This is a genomic window from Skermanella stibiiresistens SB22, from assembly GCF_000576635.1.
GTDB classification, from domain to species: domain Bacteria; phylum Pseudomonadota; class Alphaproteobacteria; order Azospirillales; family Azospirillaceae; genus Skermanella; species Skermanella stibiiresistens.
On record NZ_AVFL01000009.1, the window covers coordinates 222,058 to 244,719 of the forward strand.

A 22,662-nucleotide genomic window follows, 5' to 3' on the forward strand; every position below is an offset into this window, starting at 1 on the left:
CAACCTCACTGGGGGGAGCCGATGGTCGGCTGAGAGGTCCCAAGGCGTGGGACGACCCCTGGAACCTGATCCGGTTGATACCGGCGTAGGGATCAGTGACCCATGCACGACCTCGTGCGGCCGACGCTGTCGGCCCCTATACCCAGCATCGGAGTCCGGATCGAAGGCGCGCGCCTGACCTATGGCGGCGTGCGGCTGTTCGACGGGCTGGACTTCGCTTTGGAAGGCGGCCGCTGCACCTGTCTGCTCGGGCCGAGCGGCGTCGGCAAGACCACGCTGCTGCGCCTGATCGCCGGCTTGGCCGATCCCGAGCCGCCCACCAAGCTGATCGCCGAGGATGGCGGACCGCTGGAGGGCCGCGTCGCCTATATGGCGCAACAGGATCTGCTGCTGCCCTGGCTGGGCGCGCTCGACAACGTGCTGCTGGGTCCCAGGCTGCGGGGCGAGGCGATCGGGGCGGCGGTGGTGGACCGCGCGCGGGGCCTGCTGGATGCCGTGGGACTGGGCGACCGTCTTAGGGCGCGGCCGTCGGAACTGTCGGGCGGCATGCGGCAGCGGGTGGCGCTGGCACGGACGCTGATGGAGGACCGCCCCATCGTGCTGATGGACGAGCCGTTCTCGGCGCTTGACGCCATCACCCGGCTGCGGCTCCAGGAAATGGCGGCCCGGCTGCTGGCCGGCAAGACCGTGTTGCTGGTCACCCACGACCCGCTGGAAGCCTTGCGGATCGGGCACCGCATCCATGTGATGGCGGGCCAGCCGGCGGAGATTGGGCCGGCGATCTCGCCGGAAGGAACCCCTCCCCGGCCGCCGGACGATCCGGCGCTGCTGGCGCGGCAGGCCGAACTGCTTCGGCGGCTGGCGTCATGATCGGCCGGGTGTTTCGACCGATGGTGACCGCCGTCGTGCTGATCGCGGCGTGGCAGGCGCTTGTCTGGGGCACGGGGGTTCCACGCTTCATCCTGCCCGATCCAGCGTGGGTCGCGGTGGCGCTGTACGAGCGGGCGGGCACGATCGGATTCCACGCGCTGTTCACGATCGGCGAGATCCTGGGTGGACTGGCGCTGGGCATCGTGCTGGGTGCCGTCACGGCCTTGACGCTCAGCTATTTTCGGCCGGCGCGGCGCTGGCTGATGCCGGTGCTGGTGTTCAGTCAAGCGATCCCCGTGTTCGCCCTGGCGCCGCTGCTGGTGCTGTGGATGGGCTATGGCATGGCGTCGAAGATCGCGATGGCGACGCTGATCATCTATTTTCCGGTGACATCCGCTTTCTTCGACGGATTGCGCCGAACCGAGCCCGGATGGCTGGACTTGGCGCGCACCATGGGCGGGTCGCGCTGGAGCACCCTGCTGCGGATCCGCCTTCCCGCGGCCCTGCCCGCCTTCGCCTCCGGGTTGAGGGTGGCCACGGCGGTGGCCCCGATCGGCGCCGTGGTCGGCGAGTGGGTCGGGGCGTCCGCCGGTCTGGGATATCTGATGCTGCACGCCAATGGACGCATGCAGGTGGACCTGATGTTCGCGGCCCTGCTGACCTTGGCCGTCATCTCGGTCGCCCTCTATTTCGCGGTGGACGCGCTGCTGCGCCGCGCCCTGCCGTGGCAACCCGATAAAAATCCAAATGACGAGAGGGACTGAACACCCATGGGTATCGAAGCATCGCGCCGCTCCGTCCTGAGAGCCGGCTGGCAGGTCGCGCTGGTCGCCGGTGTCGCGCTGACGGCGGGGGGTCTCGCGTTCCCGAGGCCGGCCGCCGCTGCGGACAAGCTGACCGTGCTGCTGGACTGGTTCGTCAACCCCGACCACGCGCCGCTCTATGTGGCGCGCGAGATGGGCTATTTCCGCGACGCCGGGCTGGAGGTCGAGATGGTGGCCCCGGCCGATCCCAACGACCCGCCCAAGCTGGTCGCCGCCGGACAAGCCGATTTGGCGGTGTCGTACCAGCCGCAGCTTCAGATGCAGGCGGCGGAGGGCTTGCCGCTGACCCGGATCGGCACGCTGATCGCCACCCCGCTGAACACGGTGGTGGTGCTGGCCGATGGTCCGGTCAAGTCGATCGCGGACCTGAAGGGGCGCAAGGTCGGCTTCTCGGTTGGCGGGCTGGAGGAAGCGCTGCTTGGCGCCATGCTCGAGAACGCTGGGCTGAAGCTGTCCGACGTGACGCTGGTCAACGTCAATTTCAGCCTGTCGCCGGCGCTGCTGTCGGGACAGGTCGACGCGGTGGTCGGCGCCTATCGGAACTTCGAGCTGAACCAGATGGACATCGAGGGCCGCGCCGGCCGGGCCTTCTATCCCGAGGAGCATGGCGTGCCGCCCTATGACGAGCTGGTCGTGGTCGCCAACAGCGCGAAAGTCGGCGATCCCCGCCTGCCCCGCTTCATGGACGCGGTCGAGCGCGGCACGATGTACCTGATCAACCATCCGGAAGAGGCCTGGAAGCTGTTCGTCAAGGCCAACCCGGATCTGGACGACGAGTTGAACCGGCGCGCGTGGCGCGACACCCTGCCCCGCTTCGCCCATAGCCCCGGAGCCTTGGACACCCGCCGCTACGAGCGGTTCGCCCGCTTCCTGAAGGAGCGCGAGTTGATCGGGGAGGTGCCGAAGCTGGAACAGTACGCCGTCGAACTGCGCTGACGTCAGTTCCCTGATGGCGTTTTGCCGCATGCGGGCGTGTGGTGATCGGGTTGATCCTATCGCCCACTGAAGTATCGTGCGGCATGACTCAACTGAGACGCGCGCTTACCGATCCTGAGCGGCTTGACTGGCTGCGATTGATCCGGACCGAGAATGTCGGTCCGGTGACCTTCGCGCGCTTGATGGAGCGGTTCGACACCGCCGGGCAGGCCATTACGGCACTGCCCGATCTGGCGCGGCGCGGCGGGCGCAAGGCGCCGCTGAAGGTGTGCTCCAAGGCGGAAGCCGAGCGGGAGGTCGCGGCGGCGCGCAAGCTCGGCGTGCGGCTTATCGCCTCGTGTGAACCCGACTATCCGATACCGCTGGCGGCGACCGACGACGCGCCGCCGATCATCGCGGTGCGCGGCCACCCGCATCTCTTGACGAAGCGCTGCGTCGCCATGGTCGGCGCCCGCAACGCCTCGACCAATGGCAAGCGGTTCGCGGAGTCGCTGGCCCGCGACCTGGGCGCCGCCGGGTATGTCGTGGTCTCCGGCATGGCCCGCGGGATCGACACCAGCGCCCACCAGGGTGCCATGGAGCGCGGGACGATCGCCGTCGTGGCCGGCGGCGTGGACGTCATATATCCCGAGGAGAATGGCGGACTGTACGCCCGGCTGGTCGACCAGGGCGCCGTCGTGGCCGAGTGCTCCCTGGGAACTCAGCCGATCGCCCGCCACTTTCCCCGGCGCAACCGTGTCATATCCGGACTGTCGCTGGGTGTCGTGGTGGTCGAGGCCACGCCGAAATCCGGCTCGCTGATCACCGCCCGGTTGGCGGGGGAACAAGGGCGCGAGGTCTTCGCGGTGCCGGGCTCGCCGCTCGACCCGCGCTGCCAGGGACCTAACGATCTGCTGCGCAGCGGGGCGCATCTGACGGAGACGGTCCAGGACATCATCAACGTTCTGGAGGCCGTTGCCATACCCCGCATGCGCGAGAAGGAAGGAGACTTGTTCTCGGCAGCCAAGGGCATGCAACTGGATGACGCGAGCTTCGAGGAAATTCGCGATCGGTTGCTCGAATGCCTCGGTTACTCACCGGTCCCCGTTGACGAACTGGTCAGAGGGTGCCAATTGTCTGCGTCGGTGGTACGGAGCGTGCTGACCGAACTCGACCTTGCCGGTCGTGTTCAGCAGTTGCCCGGAAATCAGGTCGTCCTGATTCAGCAATAAAAACTGAAAAAGTGACCGAACGCAAACAAGAGGCGGGTTTCGCTTGTCTGGCAGCAATCTAGTCATCGTCGAATCTCCGGCCAAAGCGAAGACGATCAACAAGTATCTTGGTCCGGACTTCACCGTTTTGGCCAGCTTTGGCCATATTCGGGATCTCCCCCCTAAGGACGGCTCTGTTCGTCCCGAGGAAGACTTCGCCATGTCCTGGGAGCTGGGCGACCGCTCCAAAAAGCATGTCGACGAAATTTCGCGCGCCATCCGCGGCGTCGATCACGTCTTCCTGGCGACCGACCCGGATCGCGAAGGGGAAGCCATCGCCTGGCACGTCCAGGAGGTTCTGCGGGAAGCCAAGCTGCTGGACAAGGTCGATGTCCGCCGCGTCACCTTCAACGAGATCACCAAGGGCGCCGTGCTGGAGGCGATGCAGCGGCCGCGCGAGCTGAACCAGGAATTGATCGAGGCCTATCTGGCGCGCCGCGCGCTGGACTATCTGGTGGGCTTCACCCTATCCCCGGTCCTGTGGCGGAAGCTGCCGGGATCGCGCTCCGCCGGGCGCGTCCAGTCCGTGGCGCTTCGGCTGATCTGCGAGCGCGAGGCCGAGATCGAGGTCTTCCGCCCGCAGGAATACTGGTCGATCGAAATCGCGTTCCAGACCGCCGAGGGCGCCGTGGTCAAGGCGCGGCTGACCCAGTTGGACGGCAAGCGGCTGGACAAGTTCGCGCTGGGTGAGGCGGGTGCCGCCAACGCCGTGGTCGACCGGCTGAAGCCGCTGAGCTACGCCGTCCACTCGGTCGAGCACAAGCAGGTCAAGCGGAACCCCTACCCGCCCTTCACGACCTCGACCCTCCAGCAGGAGGCGTCGCGCAAGCTGGGGATGGGCGCCACCCGGACCATGCGGGTCGCCCAGAAGCTATACGAGGGCATCGACATCGGCGGCGAGACCGTCGGCCTGATCACCTATATGCGTACCGACGGCGTGCAGCTTTCCAACGACGCCATCGGACAGGTGCGCGAGCTGATCGGGTCGCAGTATGGCGCCGAGTATGTTCCCGGCGCCGCCCGGATCTACAAGAGCACCGCCAAGAACGCCCAGGAGGCCCACGAGGCGATCCGCCCGACCGACCTGACCCGGCGGCCGGAACAGGTCGCGGGGACCCTGGACCGGGACGAGCTGCGGCTGTACGAGCTGATCTGGAAGCGCACCGTCGCCTCGCAGATGGAGAGCGCCGTGCTCGACCAAGTCGCGGTGGACATCGCGTCCGCCGACGGCAAGGCGATGCTGAGGGCGACCGGCTCGGTCGTGCTGTTCGACGGCTTCCTCAGGGTCTACCAGGAGGAGCGCGACGACTCGGTCGACGAGAAGGCCGGCGCCGAGGACGAGGCCGACGCGCGCCTGCCGCCGGTCAAGGAAGGCGACGGGATGAAGCGCGGCGAGGTCGACGCCGAGCAGCACTTCACCCAGCCGCCGCCGCGCTACACCGAGGCCAGTCTGGTCAAGAAGCTGGAGGAGCTAGGCATCGGCCGGCCCTCGACCTATGCCAGCATCATGCAGGTGCTCCAGGACCGCGAGTATGTCGAGCTGGACAAGCGGCGCTTCGTCCCGCAGGACCGCGGGCGGTTGGTCACGGCCTTCCTGAGCAGCTTCTTCGAGCGGTATGTCGAGTACAACTTCACCGCCGACCTGGAAGCCAAGCTGGACGACGTGTCGGGCGGGCTGCTGGACTGGAAGACGGTCCTGCGCGATTTCTGGAAGTCGTTCTCGGCGGCGATCGAGGGCACCAAGGACCTGACGATCACCCAGGTGATCGACGAGTTGGACAAGGATCTCGGGCCGCACTTCTTCCCCAACACGACCAAGGACGGCCCCGACCCGCGCGTCTGCCCGTCCTGCGGCGCCGGCAGGCTCGGCCTCAAGCTGAGCCGGAATGGCGCCTTCATCGGCTGCTCCAACTATCCGGAATGCCGCTACACCCGCTCGCTGGCGGTGGCCACCGGCGGCGAGGAGGCCGACGCCCTGGCCGATGGTCCGCGCGAGCTGGGCCTGGATCCGGAGACCGGTTTGCCGGTCAGCGTGCGGCGCGGCCCCTATGGCGCCTATGTCCAACTGGGTCCGAAACCGGAGGCGGCCGCCCCCCCGGTCGAGGTCGCGGCCCCCGCTCCGGAGCCGGAGGCCGAGGCCGGCAAGGGTGCGAAGGCGAAGAAACCCAAGGCGAAGGCCAAACCGAAGGCCGAGGTCGAGAAGCCCAAGCGCGTCTCGCTGCCCAAGGGCATGGGACCGACAGAGATCGACCTGGAGACCGCGCTGAAGCTGCTGGCTCTGCCGCGCGATGTCGGGCCGCATCCGGAGACCAAGGACATGATCACCGCCGGCATCGGCCGGTTCGGGCCGTATCTCAAGCTCGGTCCGACCTACAAGTCGCTGGCGCCGGACGATGACGTGCTGAGCATCGGGCTGAACCGGGCGGTCGTCCTGCTGGCCGAGGCCAAGAAGGGTCCGGCGCAGGTGCCGGGCCGGGCGATGGGCGACCATCCACGCGACGGCAAGCCGGTCAGCCTCAACAACGGCCGCTTCGGACCCTATGTCAAGCATGGCAAGGTGATGGCGTCGCTGCCCAAGGCGATGGTCGAGCACGCCGATACGCTGACCATGCAGCAGGCGGTGGAACTGCTGGACGCCAAGATCGCCAAGGATGGCGGCAAGGTGCCGGCGGCCAAGGCTCCGAAGGCCAAGGCGGCGAAGGCCACCGCTGCGGACGGGAAGGCCGAGGTCGCCGAGGAGGCGGCTGCGAAGAAGCCGACGGCGGCCAAGGCGGCGCCGAAGAAGGCGCCCGGCAAGAAGCCGGCGGCCGCGAGCAAGACCGCCGCCCCGAAGACGGCGGCGAGCAAGCCCAAGGCGCGGGCAGTCGCGTCGGGCGATTGACCTGAAACTGGAGAAAACGACCGTCCGTTGACCGAAGAGACCCCAAAGAAGCCCGGCGCCGTCCCGACGCGCGACGAGATCCTGGCCTTCATCCGGAACAGCCCGGTTCCCGTGGGCAAGCGGGAGATCGCCCGGGAGTTCAAGCTGAAGGGCGACGACCGCATCGCCCTCAAGGAACTGCTGAAGGACTTGGAGGGCGATGGCTCGGTAGAGCGGGACAGGGGCCGGCGGCTGGCCCCTCCGGCGGCCCTGCCGGCGGTCAGCGTGCTCGAGGTGGTCGAGATCGACACCGACGGCGAGGTGCTGGCCCGGCCAATCACCTGGACCTTGGACGAGCCGCCGCCGAGGATCCTGATGCAGCCGGAGCGGCGCGGCCACCCGGCGTTGGCCGTGGGTGACAGGGTGCTGGCCCAGTTGAGCCGGCAGAAGGACCGCGTCTATATCGGCCGCACCATCCGCAAGCTGGAGAGGCACGGCAGCGCGCGGGTGCTGGGCATCTACGAGATGACGCCCGACGGCGCGCGGCTACGCCCGACCGACAAGCGCCAGCGCGCGGACTTCATCGTCACGCCGGCCAACTCGGGCGACGCCGAGAACGGCGAGCTGGTGGTGGCGGAGGTGCTGCCCTCCAGCCGGTTCGGCCTGAAGCAGGCCAAGGTGGTCGAGCGGCTGGGCGACATGGCAAACCCGCGCTCGATTAGCCTGATCGCGATCCACTCCCAGGACCTGCCCACCGTGTTCAGCGAGGCGGCGCTGGAGGAGGCTGGCCGCGCGGCGGCGCCGACGCTGGAGGGCCGCACCGATCTGCGCGACATCCCGCTGGTGACGATCGACGGCGTCGACGCGCGCGATTTCGACGACGCCGTCTGGGCGGAGCCGGATCCGGACGTCGCGGGCGGCTGGCACCTGATGGTCGCCATCGCCGATGTCGCCTTCTATGTCCGGCCCGGCAAGCCGCTGGACCGGTCCGCGTTCCAGCGCGGCAACTCGGCCTATTTCCCCGACCGCGTCGTGCCGATGTTGCCGGAGGCGCTGTCGAACGACCTCTGCTCGCTGCGCCCCGGCGAGGACAGGGCATGCCTGGCGGTCCACTTGTGGATCGACGCGCGCGGAGAATTGACCCGGCACCAGTTCGTCCGCGGGCTGATGCGCTCGGCGGCGCGGCTGACCTATGAACAGGTCCAGGCGGCGCGCGACGGCGCGCCGGATGACGCGGCCGGCCCCCTGCTCTCCCCGGTGATCGAGCCGCTGTACGGAGCCTACGCGACGCTGAACGCCGCCCGCGCGCGACGCGGCACGCTGGAACTGGATCTGCCGGAACGGCAGGTCAGGCTGGACGAGCGCGGCGGCGTGGTCGCCATCACGCCGCGCCAGCGGCTCGACAGCCATCGGCTGATCGAGGAGTTCATGATCTCGGCCAACGTCGCCGCCGCCGAGGCGCTGGAGGCCAAGGGGGCGCCGTGCCTGTACCGCGTCCACGACCAGCCCTCGATGGACAAGCTGGAATCGCTGCGCGAGTTCCTGCACGGGCTGGGGCTAAAGCTGGCGCAGGGCCCCCTGAAGCCGTCGGATTTCACCCGCATCCTGGAGCGGGTCGCGGAAACGCCCGAGGCTTCGCTGGTCAGTCAGGTCGTCCTGCGCTCGCAGGCGCAGGCATCCTACAGTCCGGAGAACATCGGGCATTTCGGGTTGGCGCTGCGCCGCTACGCCCATTTCACCTCGCCGATCCGCCGCTACGCCGATCTGGTGGTCCACCGCTCGCTGATCCGCGCGTTCGGACTGGGCGCGGGCGGGCTGGACGACGCCGAGGCGGAGCGGATGGTGGAGATCGCGGAGCATATCTCCTCGACCGAGCGGCGCGCGGCGGTGGCCGAACGAGACGCGGTCGATCGCTTCACCGCCGCATTCCTGGCCGAGCGGGTCGGCGCCACCTTCAGCGGACGAATCACGGGCGTCACGCGGTTCGGCTTGTTCGTGGAACTGGACGAGACCGGCGCCGATGGGCTGGTCCCGGTCAGCAGCCTACCCGACGACCGCTACGAGCACTTGGAGAAGCAGCACGCGCTGGTCGGCCAACGGTCGGGCCGGCGCTATCGGCTTGGCGCCGCCGTGAAGGTCAAGCTGGTCGAGGCGGATCCCGTGCTTGGCAGCACCCTGTTCGCCCTGTTGGAGCCGGGAGACACCGATCCGCCCTGGACGCGCGAACTGAGGACGGGAAAGCGGCGCGATCGGTGATCACACCCGCGCCACTACCAAATCCCGCGAATCGTGATAAAACGATATTCCATGGATGACTTGCCCCTGACGCACCATAGCCGGGACCTCGATCCGCCGCCCGGCTCGTTTCTGACCGGATTGCTGCGGGGCATCCGTAAACGCTGCCCGCAATGCGGCGAAAGCCACATCTTCTCGCGCTACGTGACGGTCAATCCGACCTGTCGCCATTGCGGTCTGGACATCAGCGCCTACCGCGCCGACGACGCGCCGCCCTACTTCACCATCTTCGTGGTCGGCCACATCGTCATCCCCGGCATGCTCTTGCTCGAACAGAATTTCCACCCGGCGTCCTGGGTCCACATGGCGACCTGGGTGCCGATGACGCTGCTGCTGACACTGGCCTTGCTTCCCCCGATCAAGGGAGCCGTAATCGGAGCGCAATGGGCACTTCGCATGAAAAGCTGAGGCCACGCCGCCGCTGTCCCGGCGCGCTCCTGGGTATCCTGCTGATGGCGGGATGCACGGCGGAGCCGTCCTCGCTGGCGGCCCAACCGCCCGCGGCGCATTCCCTGGCCGGTCCCCTGACCAGTCCCTTGGCGGGACCACTTGCCCAGCCCTCGGCCCAGATCGGTGAGCAGGTCTTCGCCGTCGGCTATGGCAGGATCGCGGAGATCTACCTGAACCCCGTGGACATGGGGCAATTGACGACCGATGGCCTGCGCGGCCTCGCCAAGATGGATGGCTCCCTCGCGGTCGAGCGATCCGCCAGCATCGTCCGGGTGTCCAGCAACGGCCTGCCCCTCGGCGAGTTCACGGCGCCCCCCGCCAACGACGCCGGCGGATGGGCCAGCGTCACCGCGCAGGCGATCGAGCGCGTCCGGCTGACATCCACCCCACTCCGCCAAGCGTCGTCCGAGGAAATCTACCAGACCGTGTTCGACGCCATCATGGGCGATCTCGACGCCTATTCCCGCTACACCAGCGCCCAGCGGGCCGGCGGCGAACGGGCGCAGCGCGAAGGTTATGGCGGCGTCGGGATGGGGGTCGAGTTCGTCGGCGGCAAGTTCGTCATCAACGACCTGCTGGGTCACGCGCCGGCCACACGCGCCGGGCTGAAGGCCAGCGAGGTGATCACGGCGATCGACGGCGACGCGACAGGCACCATGATCCTTCAGGATGTCCGCGATCGGCTGCGGGGACCGTCCGGCACCCTCGTCCTGGTCACGGTCGAATCCGCCAGCGGGACACAGAGCCGGCGGGTGGCGCTGCGCCGCGAACGAGTGATCCCCAACACCGTCACGAGTTCGATCGACAACGGCGTGGCCGTGATCTCGATCGAGCGCTTCAACGCCGCGACGTCGCTCAACGTCCGGGAGGCGATCGACGTCGCGCGCACCCAGATGGGCCGCAAGGCCGAGGGCTTCGTGCTCGACCTGAGGGGCAATCCCGGGGGGCTGCTGGATCAGGCCGTGGCGGTCGCCGACCTATTCATCCCGCAGGGACGGATCATCACGACGGCGGGGCGGCATCCCGACAGCATCCAGCAGTTCGACGCGACGCTGGACGACCAGACCGATGGACTGCCGCTGGTGGTGCTGATGGACGGTCGGTCGGCCTCCGCCTCGGAGATCGTGGCGGCGGCCTTGCAGGACACCGGCCGGGCGGTGGTCGTCGGGGCCTCCTCGTTCGGCAAGGGCAGCGTCCAGACCGTCACCCGCCTGCCGAACGACGGCGAGCTGTTCCTGACCTGGTCGAGGATCTACGCGCCGTCCGGCTACACGCTGCACCGCCAGGGCGTGACGCCGACGATCTGCACCAGCAAGGACGCCAGCGACCCGGACGCCGTGATCGGCGACCTGCGCCAGGGCCACCTTGGCATGCCGGCCACGCTGGCCAGTTGGCGCGCGGCGGCGCCCGACGACGAGACGGCGCTGCATCAGCTGCGCGACGCCTGCCCCTGGAAGACCCACGAGGCCGACCTGGACCTGCGCGTCGCCAAGCGGCTGCTGGCGGACCAGTCGCTGTACCAGCGGGCCCTGCAACTGTCGACCACGCTGCTCGCCGAACGCTGAGGCAAGGCCGCCTGGATGGTGGCTAAAATCGTGACTTTGACTTGACTCTGCCGGTTGGCGGGGTATCTTCCGCGCTCACTTTGTCGTGCTACCGGGTCAACGCGATCCTGGGGCATCGCGGACGAACACGGGATTTAGAGTTATGGCGAAACAGAATACCGTTCTGATCCGGCTTGTCAGCACGGCTGGCACTGGCTTCTTCTATGTGAAGAAGAAGAACCCCCGCAAGACCACCGAGAAGCTTGAGTTCCGGAAGTATGATCCGGTCGTGCGCCAGCACGTCGCTTTCAAGGAAGCGAAGATCAAGTGATCCGGCGCCGGTTTTCCGGCACGCGGTAACGATCTCGGCAAAACGAAAGGCCGCCCTCCGGGGCGGCCTTTCGTGTTTTGGCTTCTCTCGATTTGGGCGGCTGGTCGAGAGATCGGCGGAGGACCCTGTCCCCCGCCCCCGCACCGACTATTGGACCTCGACCGGATCGTCGGCGGCGACCGTCTTGTTTCGGCCGGATCGCTTGGCGCGGTACAGCGCGTCGTCGGCCCGCTTGAGCATGCCCTCGGCCGTGTCGGTGGAGCCGTTGACGACCGAGATGCCGATGCTGATCGTCACGGTGATCTCGCCCACGGGGGCCGACACCGCGAAGAAGTCCTCGCCGACCCGGCGGCGCAAGCGTTCCGCCACCGCGACCGCCGAATCACGGTCCGTGTCGGGCATCACGACGATGAACTCCTCGCCGCCATAGCGCGCCACCAAATCGAAGTTTCGCAGGTTTCGGTTGGCGCGGACCGCGACCTCCTTCAGCACCTCGTCGCCGACGCCATGACCATAGGTGTCGTTGACGGTTTTGAAGTGGTCGATGTCGAACATCAGGATCGCGACCGGCTTCTGGCTCTCCCAACTCCGTTCCATCAATCGTGGCAGATGCGCGTTGACGTAGCGGCGGTTGAACACGCCGGTGAGGCTGTCGGTCAGGGCCATGGACAGGCTCTGCTCGTAGTTGTGCCGCAGTTTCTCGTGGTAGCGCTTGCGGCGCACCTGGGTGCGGACACGGGCGAGCAGTTCGTTCCGGTCGATCGGCTTCAGCAGATAGTCGTTGGCGCCCAGTTCCAGGCCTTTGGCGACCCGGCTGAGGTCGCCCTCGTCCGCCACCAGCAGAATGGGCGCTTGACGGGTGCGCTCGTGGCTGCGGAGCAGCGAGCAGAGCCGCAACGCGTCCTCGTTCAGCAGCGTCAAGCTGACGATGATCAGTTCGAAGTCCTCGGACAAGCCGAGGTCCAGCGCCTTGGCGGAAGTGTCGGCCGAGACGACGCTGTCGGTGTCGCGCCGCAAGGTCTCGGTGATCTTCTCCAGGTCGATCGGGCTGTCCTCGACCACCAGCACGCGGGCCTCCGACGCCGTCTCGTTCTTGACTGTCAGCGTCTGATCCAGGATGCCGAACTGGCCCGAGGTGGATTCGCGGAGTCGCCACTCGTCCATCATCATCTTGAGACGGACCAGCGACCGGACACGCGCGAACAGGGCGATATCGTTGACCGGCTTGGTCAGGAAGTCGTCGGCACCGGCCTCCAATCCGCGCACCCGGTCGGACGCGTCGGACAGGGCCGTAATCATGACGACCGGGATATGCATGGTGGTGGGGTCGGATCGAATGCGCTCGCACACCTCGAATCCGTCCATGCCAGGCATCATGACATCCAGGAGGACAATGTCCGGCGCTTCCTTCTTGATTCGCTCGAGAGCCTCCGGCCCGTTGAAGGCCGTGATGACTTCGAAATATTCACGGGTGAGTTTCGCCGCCAGCAACTTTACGTTGGGCAGGACGTCGTCAACTACGAGAACGCGCGCCGACATGGCCCCTCAGTTTCCGGCCGCTTCCATGAGAGCCCCGTCAGCTCAGGAAGCGTTGAACGGTTTCGAGAAATTTAGCGACGGAGATCGGCTTCGCGATGTAGTCCTCGCAACCCCCTTCGCGAATCTTCTCCTCATCACCCTTCATGGCGAACGCGGTGACCGCGATGATGGGAATCGCCTTCAGGTCGTCGTCTTCCTTGATCCATTTGGTCACTTCCAGACCCGACACCTCGGGAAGCTGGATGTCCATCAGGATCAGGTCCGGACGGTGCAGACGCGCCAGCTTGAGCGCCTCCATGCCATCCTTGGTCTGCAACGTGTCATAGCCGTGGGCTTCGAGCAGGTCATGAAACAGCTTCATGTTCAGTTCGTTGTCTTCCACGATCAGTACCCGCTTGGCACCCTCCGGGTCGGTGGACTTGACTTGGCCCCAAGCTTGATCGGCGGACATTATAGCTCTCCATGACCTCGTACAACCGGCTGGGCGACAGCCTTTTACCGGAAGTGCCAAGTGTGCCGTTGACCGCACACCCCCACCTACTTCTAGGAGGCGAAGGTTAAGGTGTGGTTACCGTGTTGCGGCCGTAAGGATTTAGGGTACACGAAACAGACAATCCGAATGGATGTTTTGCGATGGATACGGACAACGAGGGAACCGGCGTGACATGATCGGCCATCCGGAACCGGCGGCAACCTTACACGGCTCCCCGCCGCGCGTCCATGAACTGTGGCGATCCCGCGGCGAAGCGGAGCCGCGCCGACGGACGATCACGGGCGTTTGATGGAATTCGACACGAGGGGCGCCGACCGCCCGACCGATCAGGGGCCGGAGCTTTCCGGCCTGTGCCGCGACTGCGGGGCGGCCGTGCCGGCCAAGGCCGCGCGCTGCCCAGCCTGCTCATCCCGGCGCCTCACGCGCCACGCCGAACTGAACACGCTGTCGATCGCCCATATCGACTGCGACGCGTTCTATGCCAGCGTCGAGAAGCGTGACAATCCCCAGTTGGCGGATCTGCCGGTGATCGTCGGCGGCGGCCAGCGGGGCGTCGTATCGGCCTGCTGCTACGTGGCGAGGCTCTATGGCGTGCGCTCCGCGATGCCGATGTTCAAGGCCTTGTCGCTGTGCCCCCACGCGGTCGTGCTGCCACCCAACATGAGGAAGTATCAGACGGTTGGCCGCGAGGTCCGGGCCATGATGCTGGAGCTGACTCCCCTGGTGCAGCCGCTGTCGATCGACGAGGCGTTCCTGGACCTGACCGGCACCGAACGGCTGCACGGTGGCAGCCCGGCGCGCTCCCTCATCCTGCTGGTGCGGCGGCTGGAGACGGAGATCGGCATCACCGCCTCGATCGGCCTCAGCTACAACAAGTTCCTGGCGAAGGTGGCGAGCGACCTGGACAAGCCACGCGGCTTCAAGGCGATTGGCCGCGCCGAGGCCTTGGACTTCCTGGCATCCCAGCCGGTCGGGCTGATCTGGGGCGTCGGCGACGCGCTGCGGCGGAAGCTGGAGCAGGACGGCATCTCGACCATCGCCGACCTCCGCGAGCGCGATGAACACCACCTGATGAAGCGATACGGCGTGATGGGGCGCCGGCTGTTCCGCTTCGCGCGTGGCGAGGATCTCCGGACGGTAGATCCGAACGAGGAGACCAAGAGCGTCTCGGCGGAGACAACATTCCGGAAAGACATCGCCAACCTCGACGATCTGAAGAGCAGGCTATGGCCGCTGTGCGAAACCGTGGCGCGCCGCCTGAAGGCGCAGGGGCTGGTGGGCGGCTCCGTCACGCTGAAGCTGAAGACCGGGGATTTCCGCCTGGTGACGCGGAGCCGTAAGATGGGATCGCCCACCCAGATGGCGGATCCCATCTTCCATACCGCCCTGCCCCTGCTGGAACGGGAGGCGACCGGCACGCTGTTCCGGCTGATCGGGGTCGGCTGCGCGGACTTGACGGAATCCGACCGCGCCGATCCGCCGGACCTGCTCCACCCAAACCTGCCCGACCCGGAGCGAACGCGCCGCGATCAGGTGGAGCGGACGATGGACACGATCCGCGATCGCTTGGGCGAGACGGCGGTGGTCAAGGGACGCGGCTGGAGCGGTTCGGCGGCCCCCCAGCTTCCCGGCCTGCCGCCACCGGCGCCGAGGCGACGGAAACGCCGCTGACCCGCCGGTGCTGGCGTCAGCAGCGCGGCCGGGGAAGCGACTCGATCTGTTCCAGCACGGCGGCTACGGTGAAGTCGCCGTAATCGATCAGCATCGACTGCGCGACGCCATTCTCCAGCAGTTGGAGGCCCATCTCGTATTCCGGAGCGGCGTCGTCGCTCGCCAACGGGAAGAACGCCATCCGGACCGGCCAGATCTTGCCGTGGAACAGCCTGGAATCGAACCGCTTGTCCTGGGCCAGATCCTTCCGCAGCCCCATCACCGTGTTGATCTCGGTGGCGCCCTCGGTGTCCGAGCCGTCGAAGACGGTGGTGCCGAACACCTTGTCGCCATCGGCGGCGTGCCTCAGCAACTGGATGGTGTGCATGCTGGGGAACAGGGTCCCACCCGGCAATTCGATCTCCTGCTCCTCCGGCTTGACGTAGCGCGCGACACCGGGGCGGTCGGCGTGGGCCTCGGCGGTACCCCGAAGCTCCTCGTCCAGTTCGCCGTTGACCAGCTTCCTCACGTTGAACCGGTAGGTCTGACCGTCCTTGGCCTCCCACGTGGCGTAATTGGTCGACATGTCGACCTGCTCGCCCTCGGAATACTGGAAGCGCAGTTGGAACCGCTGCTCGATGGTCCAGCCGTCGCAGGCGTCGGCCCACTCGAACATCATCTGCCCGCGCACGTCCGAAACGGTGCTGTTGTTGCGCGACGAGGCCAGCGACATCTTGTAGATCGCCCGGTGCGGAGCGATTTCGACGGCGGCTTGGGCGGGCGATGCCGAAGGCAGGCAAGTCATGAGGCCGAGCGCCGTCAACAAGGCGGCGCGGGCGACGGGACGAAAATCTTTCAAGGCAACGACCACAAATTGGTTTACAGCGGTTTACGGCGTGAAGCTCACGGGTAAGCATAGTAGTTTCGCGCGCGGGAAAAAGCCGAAGCAATCTTTTTTGGCGTTTGCCCCAGAAACAACGAATTCAAGCGCCCAGGAATATCCCTATGAACGCCTCCAATGGGACGAGAAAACCTGTCCTGCTCCTGACACGCCGGTATCCGGATGCCGTCATGGCCCGCGCCGCCGGTGATTATGAGATTATGACCAACGAGGACGATCACCCCTACGGCGTGGATGAGATGATCCGCTTGGCCCAGGGTGCCGACGCGATGCTGGTCTGCGCCGTCGATCAGGTTCCCGCCGATCTCATCCGGGGACTCCCCGACTCGGTCAGGATGATCGCCACGTTCTCCGTCGGCACCGACCACATCGATCTGGCCGCCGCCAAGGAGCGCGGCGTCACCGTGGCGAACACGCCCGGCGTGCTGACCGACGCGACCGCCGACATCGCCTTCCTGCTGCTGCTCGGCGCCGCCCGGCGCGCGGCGGAAGGCGAGCGTCTGATCCGGGAGCATCGCTGGGACGGCTGGGCTCCGACGCAGCTGGTCGGCGTCCACGTCACCGGCAAGCGTCTCGCGATCCTGGGCATGGGCCGGATCGGACAGGCCATGGCGCGCCGCGCCCAGGGCTTCGACATGGAGATCCACTATCACAACCGCCGCCGACTGCCGGCCGATCAGGAGGCGGGTGCCATTTACCACGCGGACGCGGACGAGATGCTGGGGATCGCGGATTTCCTGTCGATCCACAGCCCGGCCACGCCGGAAACGCGGCACTGGCTGAACGCCGGGCGGATCGCCCGCCTGCCCGATGGCGCCGTCGTCGTCAACACGGCGCGCGGCACCCTGGTCGACGACGAGGCGCTGATCGCGGCCCTGCGGTCCGGCAAGCTGGCGGCCGCCGGCCTCGACGTGTTCGAAAACGAGCCCAAGCTCCATCCCGGCTACGCGGGTCTTCCCAACACGTTCCTGCTGCCCCATCTGGGAAGCGCCACCGACCAGACGCGGGACGCCATGGGCTTCAAGGCGCTCGACAACCTGGACGCCTTCTTCGCCGGCCGGGAGCCGCCGGATCGGGTGGCGTGACTTGCGCGCGGACGCCCGCCGCTATACCACCTATGCGCGGCGGCGCGGCGTTCGCTCTGGGGCGGCGTCGGGGGCGGCGTTGGGCGGAACCAGACCTCGAAAAGCGATTGACCCATGTTGAACCTCATAGGGCGGGCCGGCGGACAGATCTCGACATGGTGGCGGGACGTCTATGACACCGTCCTGAACCCCAAGCCCGACGCCAAGGCCGATACGCGCATCGCCGAGGAGGCGCGGGCCCGGGCGCCGGTGATCTGGCTGCTCGGGATGGTTGGCTCGGGCAAGAGCTCGATCATCCGCACGCTGACCGGCAGCGGCGACGCCGAGGTGGGCACCGGCTATCGGCCCTGCACCGCGACGGCGCGGATCTATGAATTCCCGGCCGAGGCGCCGGTCGTCCGCTTCCTCGACACGCGCGGCTTGGGCGAGGTCGCCTATGATCCGGCCGAGGACTTGGCGCTCTGCGAGGAGCGGGCGCATTTGGTGCTGGCCGTGGTCCGGGCTTCGGGACCCGTGCCGGCCCCGATCCTGGAGGCGCTGACCCAGGTGCGCCGGCGCCACCCGGACTGGCCGGTGGTGGTGGCCCAGACCACCCTGCACGACGCCTACCCGGGGCCGGGAATGCCGGTCCACCCCCTGCCCTATCCGTTCGGCGACGGGACCGCGGCCAGCGGCGTCGCGGCGCTGGACCGGTCCCTGGCGGCGCAGCGGGCCAGCTTCGCCAAGTTGCCGGGCACCGGGGCGGTCCGGTTCGCGCCGATCGACTTCACCCCCGATGAGGACGGGCTGGCACCGGCCGATTATGGCATCGAAGCGCTTTGGGCGGCGCTGGAGGCCGGTTCCGCCGACGGCGTGGTGTCGATGATGCGGCACAGCCTGCGCGAGTCCGAGAAGCCAGGCGCCGGCCGCGCGGCGTCCCATGTCTGGGGCTACGCGGCGGCGGCCGGGGCGATCGACACGCTGCCGGTCGCGGGCGTGATCGGCGTTCCCGTCGTCCAGGGCAAGATGCTGCACAGCTTGGCCGGAATGCTCGGCGTCTCCTGGACTCGCGCCACCCTGGTGGAGTTCTCCGGCTGCCTGGGGGCCGGCGCGCTGCTGAGGTTCGGCGCCCAGTTCGGGGTCAGGCAGCTGGTCAAGCTGGTGCCGGGCTATGGCACGGTGATCGGCGGCGCCGCGGCGGGAGCCGCCAGCTTCGCCACCACCTATGGGCTGGGACACGCGGCCATCCTGTACCTGACCGCGCGGCGGTCGGGCTCGCGCTTCGACGCCGAGGCGGTGGCGGAGGAGTTCCGCCGGGCAATGGCCGAGGCGACGGGTGTCGCCAAGGCCAGCCGGATGTTTTCCCCCAGCAAGGATGGCGCTTCTCGGGACGAGAAGGACAAGCCATGAGGCGGCTGATCGGCGACAGGGGATCCTGGTGGCTGGCCGCCTTCGCGGCGGCGACCCTGCCCTTCCTGGTGCTGCTTCCCCTGGGCTTCGTCTGGCTGTGGGAGCGGCAAGGCTTCGTTTATTGGTTCCTGGCTACCGCCGTCTGCTTCCTGGCCGCTGGCTTGCTGTTTCGGCGGGCGAACAAGCCCGTTAGTCCGCGCGTGACCCCCAAGGCCGACGCGGACGGAGATTCGGCCCCGGGTCCGGAGACGGAACCCGATGCCGGCTGGACGCCCAACGACAAGATCGCGTGGCAGAAGGTGCGGGGCTTCGCCGCCCAGACCTCCGGCCGCATGCTGATCGACCAGCGCTCCCTGCTCGCCACCGGCCGCGCCGTGATCGAGGAGGTGGCGCGGCATTACCATCCCGAACGGACCGATCCGCTCTGGCATTTCACGCTGCCGGAGGCGCTGCTGCTGACCGAACGGATCAGCCACCGGATCAGGGCACTGACGATCGCGGCGGTGCCGGGGTCCCGCTCGGTCCGGATCGGCGACGTGCTTCGGCTCTACCGAGCCAAGCGGACGGTGGAGAGCGTGGCGCAGAGCGCCAATGGACCATGGCGCGCCATCCGGATGGTGATCAATCCGGTGCAGTCGGTGGCCGCGGAAATCAGCCGCGGGTTCCAGGGTTTCGCGACCGAGGGTCTGTCATCGCTGATGCTGGACAGGATGGCGCGGATCGTGGTCGAAGAGATCGGCCGCGAGGCGATCAACCTCTACAGTGGCCGCTTGCGGGCGCATACCGCCGAGCTGGCCGATCTCGATCCGGCGGCGGTGGCGCGTTCGGCGGCACCGATCGTACCGTTGCGCATTCTGGTCGCGGGCAAGGTCAACGCCGGGAAATCCAGCTTGGTCAACGCGTTGTGCGGCGACGTCGTGGCGGCGGTCGATGTGCTGGCGGCGACCGGACAGCCGACCAGCCACTCGATCCGGGGCGCCGACGACAGGCCGGCGCTGGAACTGATCGACTGCGCCGGGCTGGAGCACGAGACCGCCATACCGAAGCTGGTCGCCTTGGCGGAAGCCTGCGACCTGATCCTGTGGGTGGCGCCGGCGAACGACGGCGCCCGCGACCTGGACCGGCGCCTGCTGGACGCGGTGCGCGGCCACTTCGCCGCCCGGCCCAGCTTCCGGGCACCGCCGATCGTCGTCGTGATGTCGCATATCGACCGGCTGAGGCCGTTCAACGAATGGTCACCACCCTATGACGTGGCGACGCCGACGAGCCGTAAGGAGGAAACCATCCGGGCGGCCCTGGACGCCGTGGCGGAAGCCTTGGGAGTGGCGGCCACCGATATCGTGCCGGCCCGGCTCGACGCGGGAGCCCTCTATAACGTGGACGCGATCTGGACCGCCGTGCTCGCCCGGGTGCCGGACGCTCGACAGAGCCAGTTGATCCGCCTGCTCCGGCTGGCCGGTTCCTCCGGCGGGGTGGCCGGCGTCGCCCGGCAGATCGTCACCGGCGGCCGCCTGCTGTCCGGTCTGGTGACCGAAGGGATCATCACGCCCGGCAAGCGCGGCGGTTAACCGGGTCCGATCGGCTCAGCGCCAGTTCTTGAGCCGCCTTGCCGCCTCGGCGATGTCCTCGGTGGCACCGGCGAAGGAGAAGCGCATGAAGTGGTGCCCACGCTCCCGGTCGAAGTCGACGCCGGGCGTCGCGGCGATCCCGGTTTCGGCCAGCATGCGGCGGCAGAAGGCTTCGCTGTCGTCGGTCATCGCCGAGATGTCGGCGTAGACGTAGAACGCGCCGTCGGCGGGAGCCAGCCGGTCGAATCCGGCCTTGGGCAACTCGTCGAGCAGGAGCGCCCGGTTGCGGGCGTAGCGGGCGACGTTGGCGTCCAACTCCTCCGTGCAGTCGAACACGGCGCAGGCGGCGTGTTGCGACAGGCTTGGCGGCGAGATGAACAGGTTCTGGCTGAGGCATTCGATCGAGCGGGCCAGATCGTCCGGCACCACCATCCAGCCGAGCCGCCACCCGGTCATGGAGAAATACTTGGAAAAGCTGTTGATCACCAGGGCCTGATCGGTGACCGTCAGGGCCGAGGTGGCGGCACCCTCGTAGCAGATGCCATGGTAGATCTCGTCCGACACCAGCCGGATGCCCTTCTCGCCGCAATATGTCGCCAGCCGGCGCAACTCATCGGCCGCCAGCATGGTGCCCGCCGGGTTGGACGGACTGGCGATGATCAGTCCCTCGACCGGGTGGCCCAGCGCTTCCAGCAACTCGACCGTCGGCTGGAACCGGGTTTCCGGCCCCGCCGGCATCTCGACCGGAACGACGCCCAGCGCCATCAGGATGTTGCGATAGGCCGGATAGCTGGGAGCGGCCATCGCCACCCTGTCACCCGGCTCGAACGCCGCCAGGAAGCCCAGCAGGAACCCCGCCGACGATCCCGTCGTCACCACCACCCGGCGTTCCGGCACCGCCAAGCCGTGGCGGTCGTGGTAGAACTTGGCGATGGCGGCGCGGAGCGGCGGGATGCCGAGCGCGTCGGTATATCCAAGACGGTCGCCGTCCAAGGCCCGCTTGGCGGCGGCGATCACCGCCGCCGGCGCCCCGGTGGACGGCTGGCCGACCTCCAGGTGCAAGACCTCGCCGCCGGCGGCTTCCCGTTCCGCGGCGGCGCGCATGACTTCCATGACGATGAACGGGGAGATGGCTCCCCGCTTGGCAATCTTCAGTGACATACCCTGACCATTCCAGAAACGAAGCGGTGCGCGCTAACCAAACATACTACGGCAAACATACTACGGTAGGTTGGTTACTGTAGGCTGGCGGCCAAGCCGAAGCCACGGGGATCGGTCGCCGCCGAACAGGATTTCGCGCCATCCGACCGGTTGACCTTGCAACTCACCAGATTGACGCGCCCGAGCGCCTGGACGCCGTAGATCTCGCCTTCGACGCCGGTCGTCTCGCGGCTGGCCGGATGTTCGGCGGTTTCCTCGATCAGGGTGCCGCCGGCGGGATCGGGCGCCAGGCGCGGCGCCGTGACAGCGTCGATCGCCGTCATGTCCTGCTCCAGCGTCCGCAGGGCGACGTTGACCAGCGCCGCGGGAGCGGCACCCGCCCCTTCCTCGGCGACGCCGACGCCGATCAGACCGGCGCTGCCGGCGAACAACGGCTGGTTGATGTTGGGGTTGACCATGATCGCCGGGCCGCCGATGCCCTTGGCGCCGGTCGCCACCGCCTGGAGGATGCCGGTGCCCGGGATCATCTTGCCGGTGCCCATCGGAGCGCCGATCGAGAAGGCGCAGGCCACCGCTTGACCGAACGAGTCGAAGGCGACCAGCCCCGCCGTTGGCGGTCCCTCGGGGTCGACCTTCTCCAGCGCCTTGACCAAGCCGGCGTTGCGGCCGCCCGACGAGGCGGTCAGCGCCGCGCGCAGCGCGTCGGCGGCGGGAGCGCCCTCCGGCGTGGCCGCGAACCTCATCACGTCGTTGCCGTGCTGGACATCGGCGGTGTCGCGCCATTGCGCCTGATATGCCGAGAGGGTGGATGCCGAGATGCCGACTCCCTCCGCGATCTTGGAGCCGAGCGGACCCGAGTAGAACGCGCCGGCACCCCGCTGGCGCACCTGGGCCAGGACGGCGGCGAGATCGGGCTGGTCGATCTTCTTGCCCTCGGTTGGCGGCTTGGGGCCGTCGGGCAGAAAGACCCGCCGGGCCTCCGCGTCACCCTCTGCCACGTCGCCGAACACCTGCAGGTCGCGGGCCAGAGCCCGCGAGATCTGGCTGTCGAAGCGGGCCTTGGCCTCCACCGGCGCCACCAGCTGCTCCCAGCGCAGCTTGCCGTGGGCGGCGTGCAGGGTCGCCAGACCACGCATCATCGACGGTACCGCGATGGCGGGTTTGTCCGCCGCGGAGGTCACGCCGGCCGGCGGGCGCGGCAGAAAGTCCAGCGTCCGGGTCCGCTGCGAGGTCGCGTCATGGACGACGCAAACGCCGCCGCCACCGAATCCAACGCGGGTCGGCAGGGTCACGCCCATCGCGAGGCCCATCGCCGTGGCGGCGTCCACGGCGTTGCCACCCTGCGCCAGGATGTCCCGCCCGATGACCGCGGCGCGCGGCTCGTCCGCCGCCACGCCGGCGTTGATCTGGTGGGCTCCGACGCGGAGCGGCTGATTGGACGCGCACCCAGCCACGGTAGCCGCAACCATGGTAATAATGCCCAGCCGTCGCCAAATTCGCGTATAAGCTGGAGGCA

18 protein-coding genes and 1 riboswitch are annotated in these 22,662 nt (G+C 67.9%); of the genes, 13 read left to right on the forward strand and 5 right to left on the reverse strand.

What is annotated here, in order from left to right:
- The first annotated feature begins 1 nt into the window (after position 1).
- Positions 2-110: riboswitch (TPP riboswitch) on the forward strand.
- The 9 genes from N825_RS14605 to rpmG all read left to right on the forward strand — a co-directional run bounded on the left by N825_RS14605 (position 103) and on the right by rpmG (position 11,360).
- Positions 103-870, forward strand: coding sequence for an ABC transporter ATP-binding protein (locus tag N825_RS14605; protein ID WP_157619217.1), 768 nt, complete (start codon positions 103-105; stop codon positions 868-870). (Overlaps the previous riboswitch by 8 nt.)
- Before the next feature lie 20 nt (positions 871-890).
- Entirely contained in the window at positions 891-1,634 is a 744-nt protein-coding gene (locus N825_RS14610) for an ABC transporter permease (protein ID WP_245613116.1), read from the forward strand.
- A 6-nt stretch (positions 1,635-1,640) separates the two neighbouring features.
- Complete coding sequence (locus N825_RS14615; protein WP_037452934.1) at positions 1,641-2,630, forward strand: ABC transporter substrate-binding protein; 990 nt, start codon at positions 1,641-1,643, stop codon at positions 2,628-2,630.
- An 83-nt stretch (positions 2,631-2,713) separates the two neighbouring features.
- Positions 2,714-3,841: a DNA-processing protein DprA gene (gene dprA / locus N825_RS14620; protein ID WP_037452937.1), complete on the forward strand. Its 1,128-nt coding sequence runs from the start codon at positions 2,714-2,716 to the stop codon at positions 3,839-3,841.
- Positions 3,842-3,884: 43 nt separating this feature from the next.
- The gene (gene topA / locus N825_RS14625; protein ID WP_037452940.1) at positions 3,885-6,761 is read left to right on the forward strand and encodes a type I DNA topoisomerase; all 2,877 of its coding nucleotides are present in this window, start codon (positions 3,885-3,887) and stop codon (positions 6,759-6,761) included.
- A 27-nt stretch (positions 6,762-6,788) separates the two neighbouring features.
- Positions 6,789-8,996 carry a ribonuclease R gene (gene rnr / locus N825_RS14630; RefSeq protein ID WP_051512369.1) on the forward strand — a complete coding sequence of 736 codons (2,208 nt, stop codon included), beginning with the start codon at positions 6,789-6,791 and terminating at the stop codon, positions 8,994-8,996.
- A gap of 51 nt (positions 8,997-9,047) precedes the next feature.
- Positions 9,048-9,443 carry a DUF983 domain-containing protein gene (locus N825_RS14635; protein ID WP_051512370.1) on the forward strand — a complete coding sequence of 132 codons (396 nt, stop codon included), beginning with the start codon at positions 9,048-9,050 and terminating at the stop codon, positions 9,441-9,443.
- Complete coding sequence (locus tag N825_RS14640; protein WP_245613117.1) at positions 9,419-11,050, forward strand: S41 family peptidase; 1,632 nt, start codon at positions 9,419-9,421, stop codon at positions 11,048-11,050. Before N825_RS14635 ends, N825_RS14640 begins: the two co-directional genes overlap by 25 nt.
- Positions 11,051-11,192: 142 nt before the next feature.
- Positions 11,193-11,360 (forward strand): 50S ribosomal protein L33, encoded by a 168-nt coding sequence (rpmG, locus tag N825_RS14645; RefSeq protein WP_037452943.1) that lies wholly within the window; start codon positions 11,193-11,195, stop codon positions 11,358-11,360.
- Positions 11,361-11,507: 147 nt separating this feature from the next.
- Here rpmG and N825_RS14650 read toward each other — a convergent pair whose 3' ends face one another.
- On the reverse strand, positions 11,508-12,899 hold the full coding sequence (locus N825_RS14650; protein WP_037452945.1) for a PleD family two-component system response regulator: 1,392 nt from the start codon (positions 12,897-12,899) through the stop codon (positions 11,508-11,510).
- Positions 12,900-12,936: 37 nt separating this feature from the next.
- Positions 12,937-13,350: a response regulator gene (locus N825_RS14655; protein ID WP_051512371.1), complete on the reverse strand. Its 414-nt coding sequence runs from the start codon at positions 13,348-13,350 to the stop codon at positions 12,937-12,939.
- Positions 13,351-13,680: 330 nt separating this feature from the next.
- Between N825_RS14655 and N825_RS14660 the strand changes: the two genes are divergently transcribed.
- Positions 13,681-15,063 carry a DNA polymerase IV gene (locus tag N825_RS14660; RefSeq protein WP_063833797.1) on the forward strand — a complete coding sequence of 461 codons (1,383 nt, stop codon included), beginning with the start codon at positions 13,681-13,683 and terminating at the stop codon, positions 15,061-15,063.
- Between the two features lie 16 nt (positions 15,064-15,079).
- Here N825_RS14660 and N825_RS14665 read toward each other — a convergent pair whose 3' ends face one another.
- Entirely contained in the window at positions 15,080-15,901 is an 822-nt protein-coding gene (locus tag N825_RS14665) for a cell envelope integrity EipB family protein (protein WP_245613118.1), read from the reverse strand.
- 146 nt (positions 15,902-16,047) lie between these two features.
- Here N825_RS14665 and N825_RS14670 point away from each other — a divergent pair, with 146 nt between their 5' ends.
- The 3 genes from N825_RS14670 (at position 16,048) to N825_RS14680 (ending at position 19,985) form a co-directional block, all read left to right on the forward strand.
- On the forward strand, positions 16,048-17,028 hold the full coding sequence (locus N825_RS14670) for a 2-hydroxyacid dehydrogenase (protein ID WP_037452955.1): 981 nt from the start codon (positions 16,048-16,050) through the stop codon (positions 17,026-17,028).
- 114 nt (positions 17,029-17,142) lie between these two features.
- Positions 17,143-18,417, forward strand: coding sequence for a YcjF family protein (locus tag N825_RS14675; RefSeq protein WP_051512372.1), 1,275 nt, complete (start codon positions 17,143-17,145; stop codon positions 18,415-18,417).
- Entirely contained in the window at positions 18,414-19,985 is a 1,572-nt protein-coding gene (locus N825_RS14680; RefSeq protein WP_051512373.1) for a GTPase family protein, read from the forward strand. The genes N825_RS14675 and N825_RS14680 overlap by 4 nt, the downstream gene beginning before the upstream one ends.
- Positions 19,986-20,000: 15 nt before the next feature.
- Here N825_RS14680 and N825_RS14685 read toward each other — a convergent pair whose 3' ends face one another.
- Positions 20,001-21,146, reverse strand: coding sequence for a pyridoxal phosphate-dependent aminotransferase (locus tag N825_RS14685; protein ID WP_037452958.1), 1,146 nt, complete (start codon positions 21,144-21,146; stop codon positions 20,001-20,003).
- A 74-nt stretch (positions 21,147-21,220) separates the two neighbouring features.
- Positions 21,221-22,615, reverse strand: a complete 1,395-nt coding sequence (locus tag N825_RS36530) for a gamma-glutamyltransferase (protein WP_051512374.1) — start codon at positions 22,613-22,615, stop codon at positions 21,221-21,223.
- Between the last annotated feature and the right edge of the window lie 47 nt (positions 22,616-22,662).

What these genes read in the sequence shown, in the direction of transcription:
- N825_RS14615 (WP_037452934.1), top strand. Translation starts at nt 1,641, where the DNA reads ATGGGTATCGAAGCATCGCGCCGCTCCGTCCTGAGAGCCGGCTGGCAG.
- N825_RS14670 (WP_037452955.1), top strand. Translation starts at nt 16,048, where the DNA reads ATGAACGCCTCCAATGGGACGAGAAAACCTGTCCTGCTCCTGACACGC.
- N825_RS14610 (WP_245613116.1), top strand. Translation starts at nt 891, where the DNA reads ATGGTGACCGCCGTCGTGCTGATCGCGGCGTGGCAGGCGCTTGTCTGG.
- N825_RS14660 (WP_063833797.1), top strand. Translation starts at nt 13,681, where the DNA reads ATGGAATTCGACACGAGGGGCGCCGACCGCCCGACCGATCAGGGGCCG.
- N825_RS14605 (WP_157619217.1), top strand. Translation starts at nt 103, where the DNA reads ATGCACGACCTCGTGCGGCCGACGCTGTCGGCCCCTATACCCAGCATC.
- N825_RS36530 (WP_051512374.1), bottom strand. Translation starts at nt 22,615, where the DNA reads ATGGTTGCGGCTACCGTGGCTGGGTGCGCGTCCAATCAGCCGCTCCGC.
- dprA (WP_037452937.1), top strand. Translation starts at nt 2,714, where the DNA reads ATGACTCAACTGAGACGCGCGCTTACCGATCCTGAGCGGCTTGACTGG.
- N825_RS14685 (WP_037452958.1), bottom strand. Translation starts at nt 21,146, where the DNA reads ATGTCACTGAAGATTGCCAAGCGGGGAGCCATCTCCCCGTTCATCGTC.
- N825_RS14675 (WP_051512372.1), top strand. Translation starts at nt 17,143, where the DNA reads ATGTTGAACCTCATAGGGCGGGCCGGCGGACAGATCTCGACATGGTGG.
- N825_RS14650 (WP_037452945.1), bottom strand. Translation starts at nt 12,899, where the DNA reads ATGTCGGCGCGCGTTCTCGTAGTTGACGACGTCCTGCCCAACGTAAAG.
- rpmG (WP_037452943.1), top strand. Translation starts at nt 11,193, where the DNA reads ATGGCGAAACAGAATACCGTTCTGATCCGGCTTGTCAGCACGGCTGGC.
- N825_RS14640 (WP_245613117.1), top strand. Translation starts at nt 9,419, where the DNA reads ATGGGCACTTCGCATGAAAAGCTGAGGCCACGCCGCCGCTGTCCCGGC.
- N825_RS14680 (WP_051512373.1), top strand. Translation starts at nt 18,414, where the DNA reads ATGAGGCGGCTGATCGGCGACAGGGGATCCTGGTGGCTGGCCGCCTTC.
- N825_RS14655 (WP_051512371.1), bottom strand. Translation starts at nt 13,350, where the DNA reads ATGTCCGCCGATCAAGCTTGGGGCCAAGTCAAGTCCACCGACCCGGAG.
- N825_RS14635 (WP_051512370.1), top strand. Translation starts at nt 9,048, where the DNA reads ATGGATGACTTGCCCCTGACGCACCATAGCCGGGACCTCGATCCGCCG.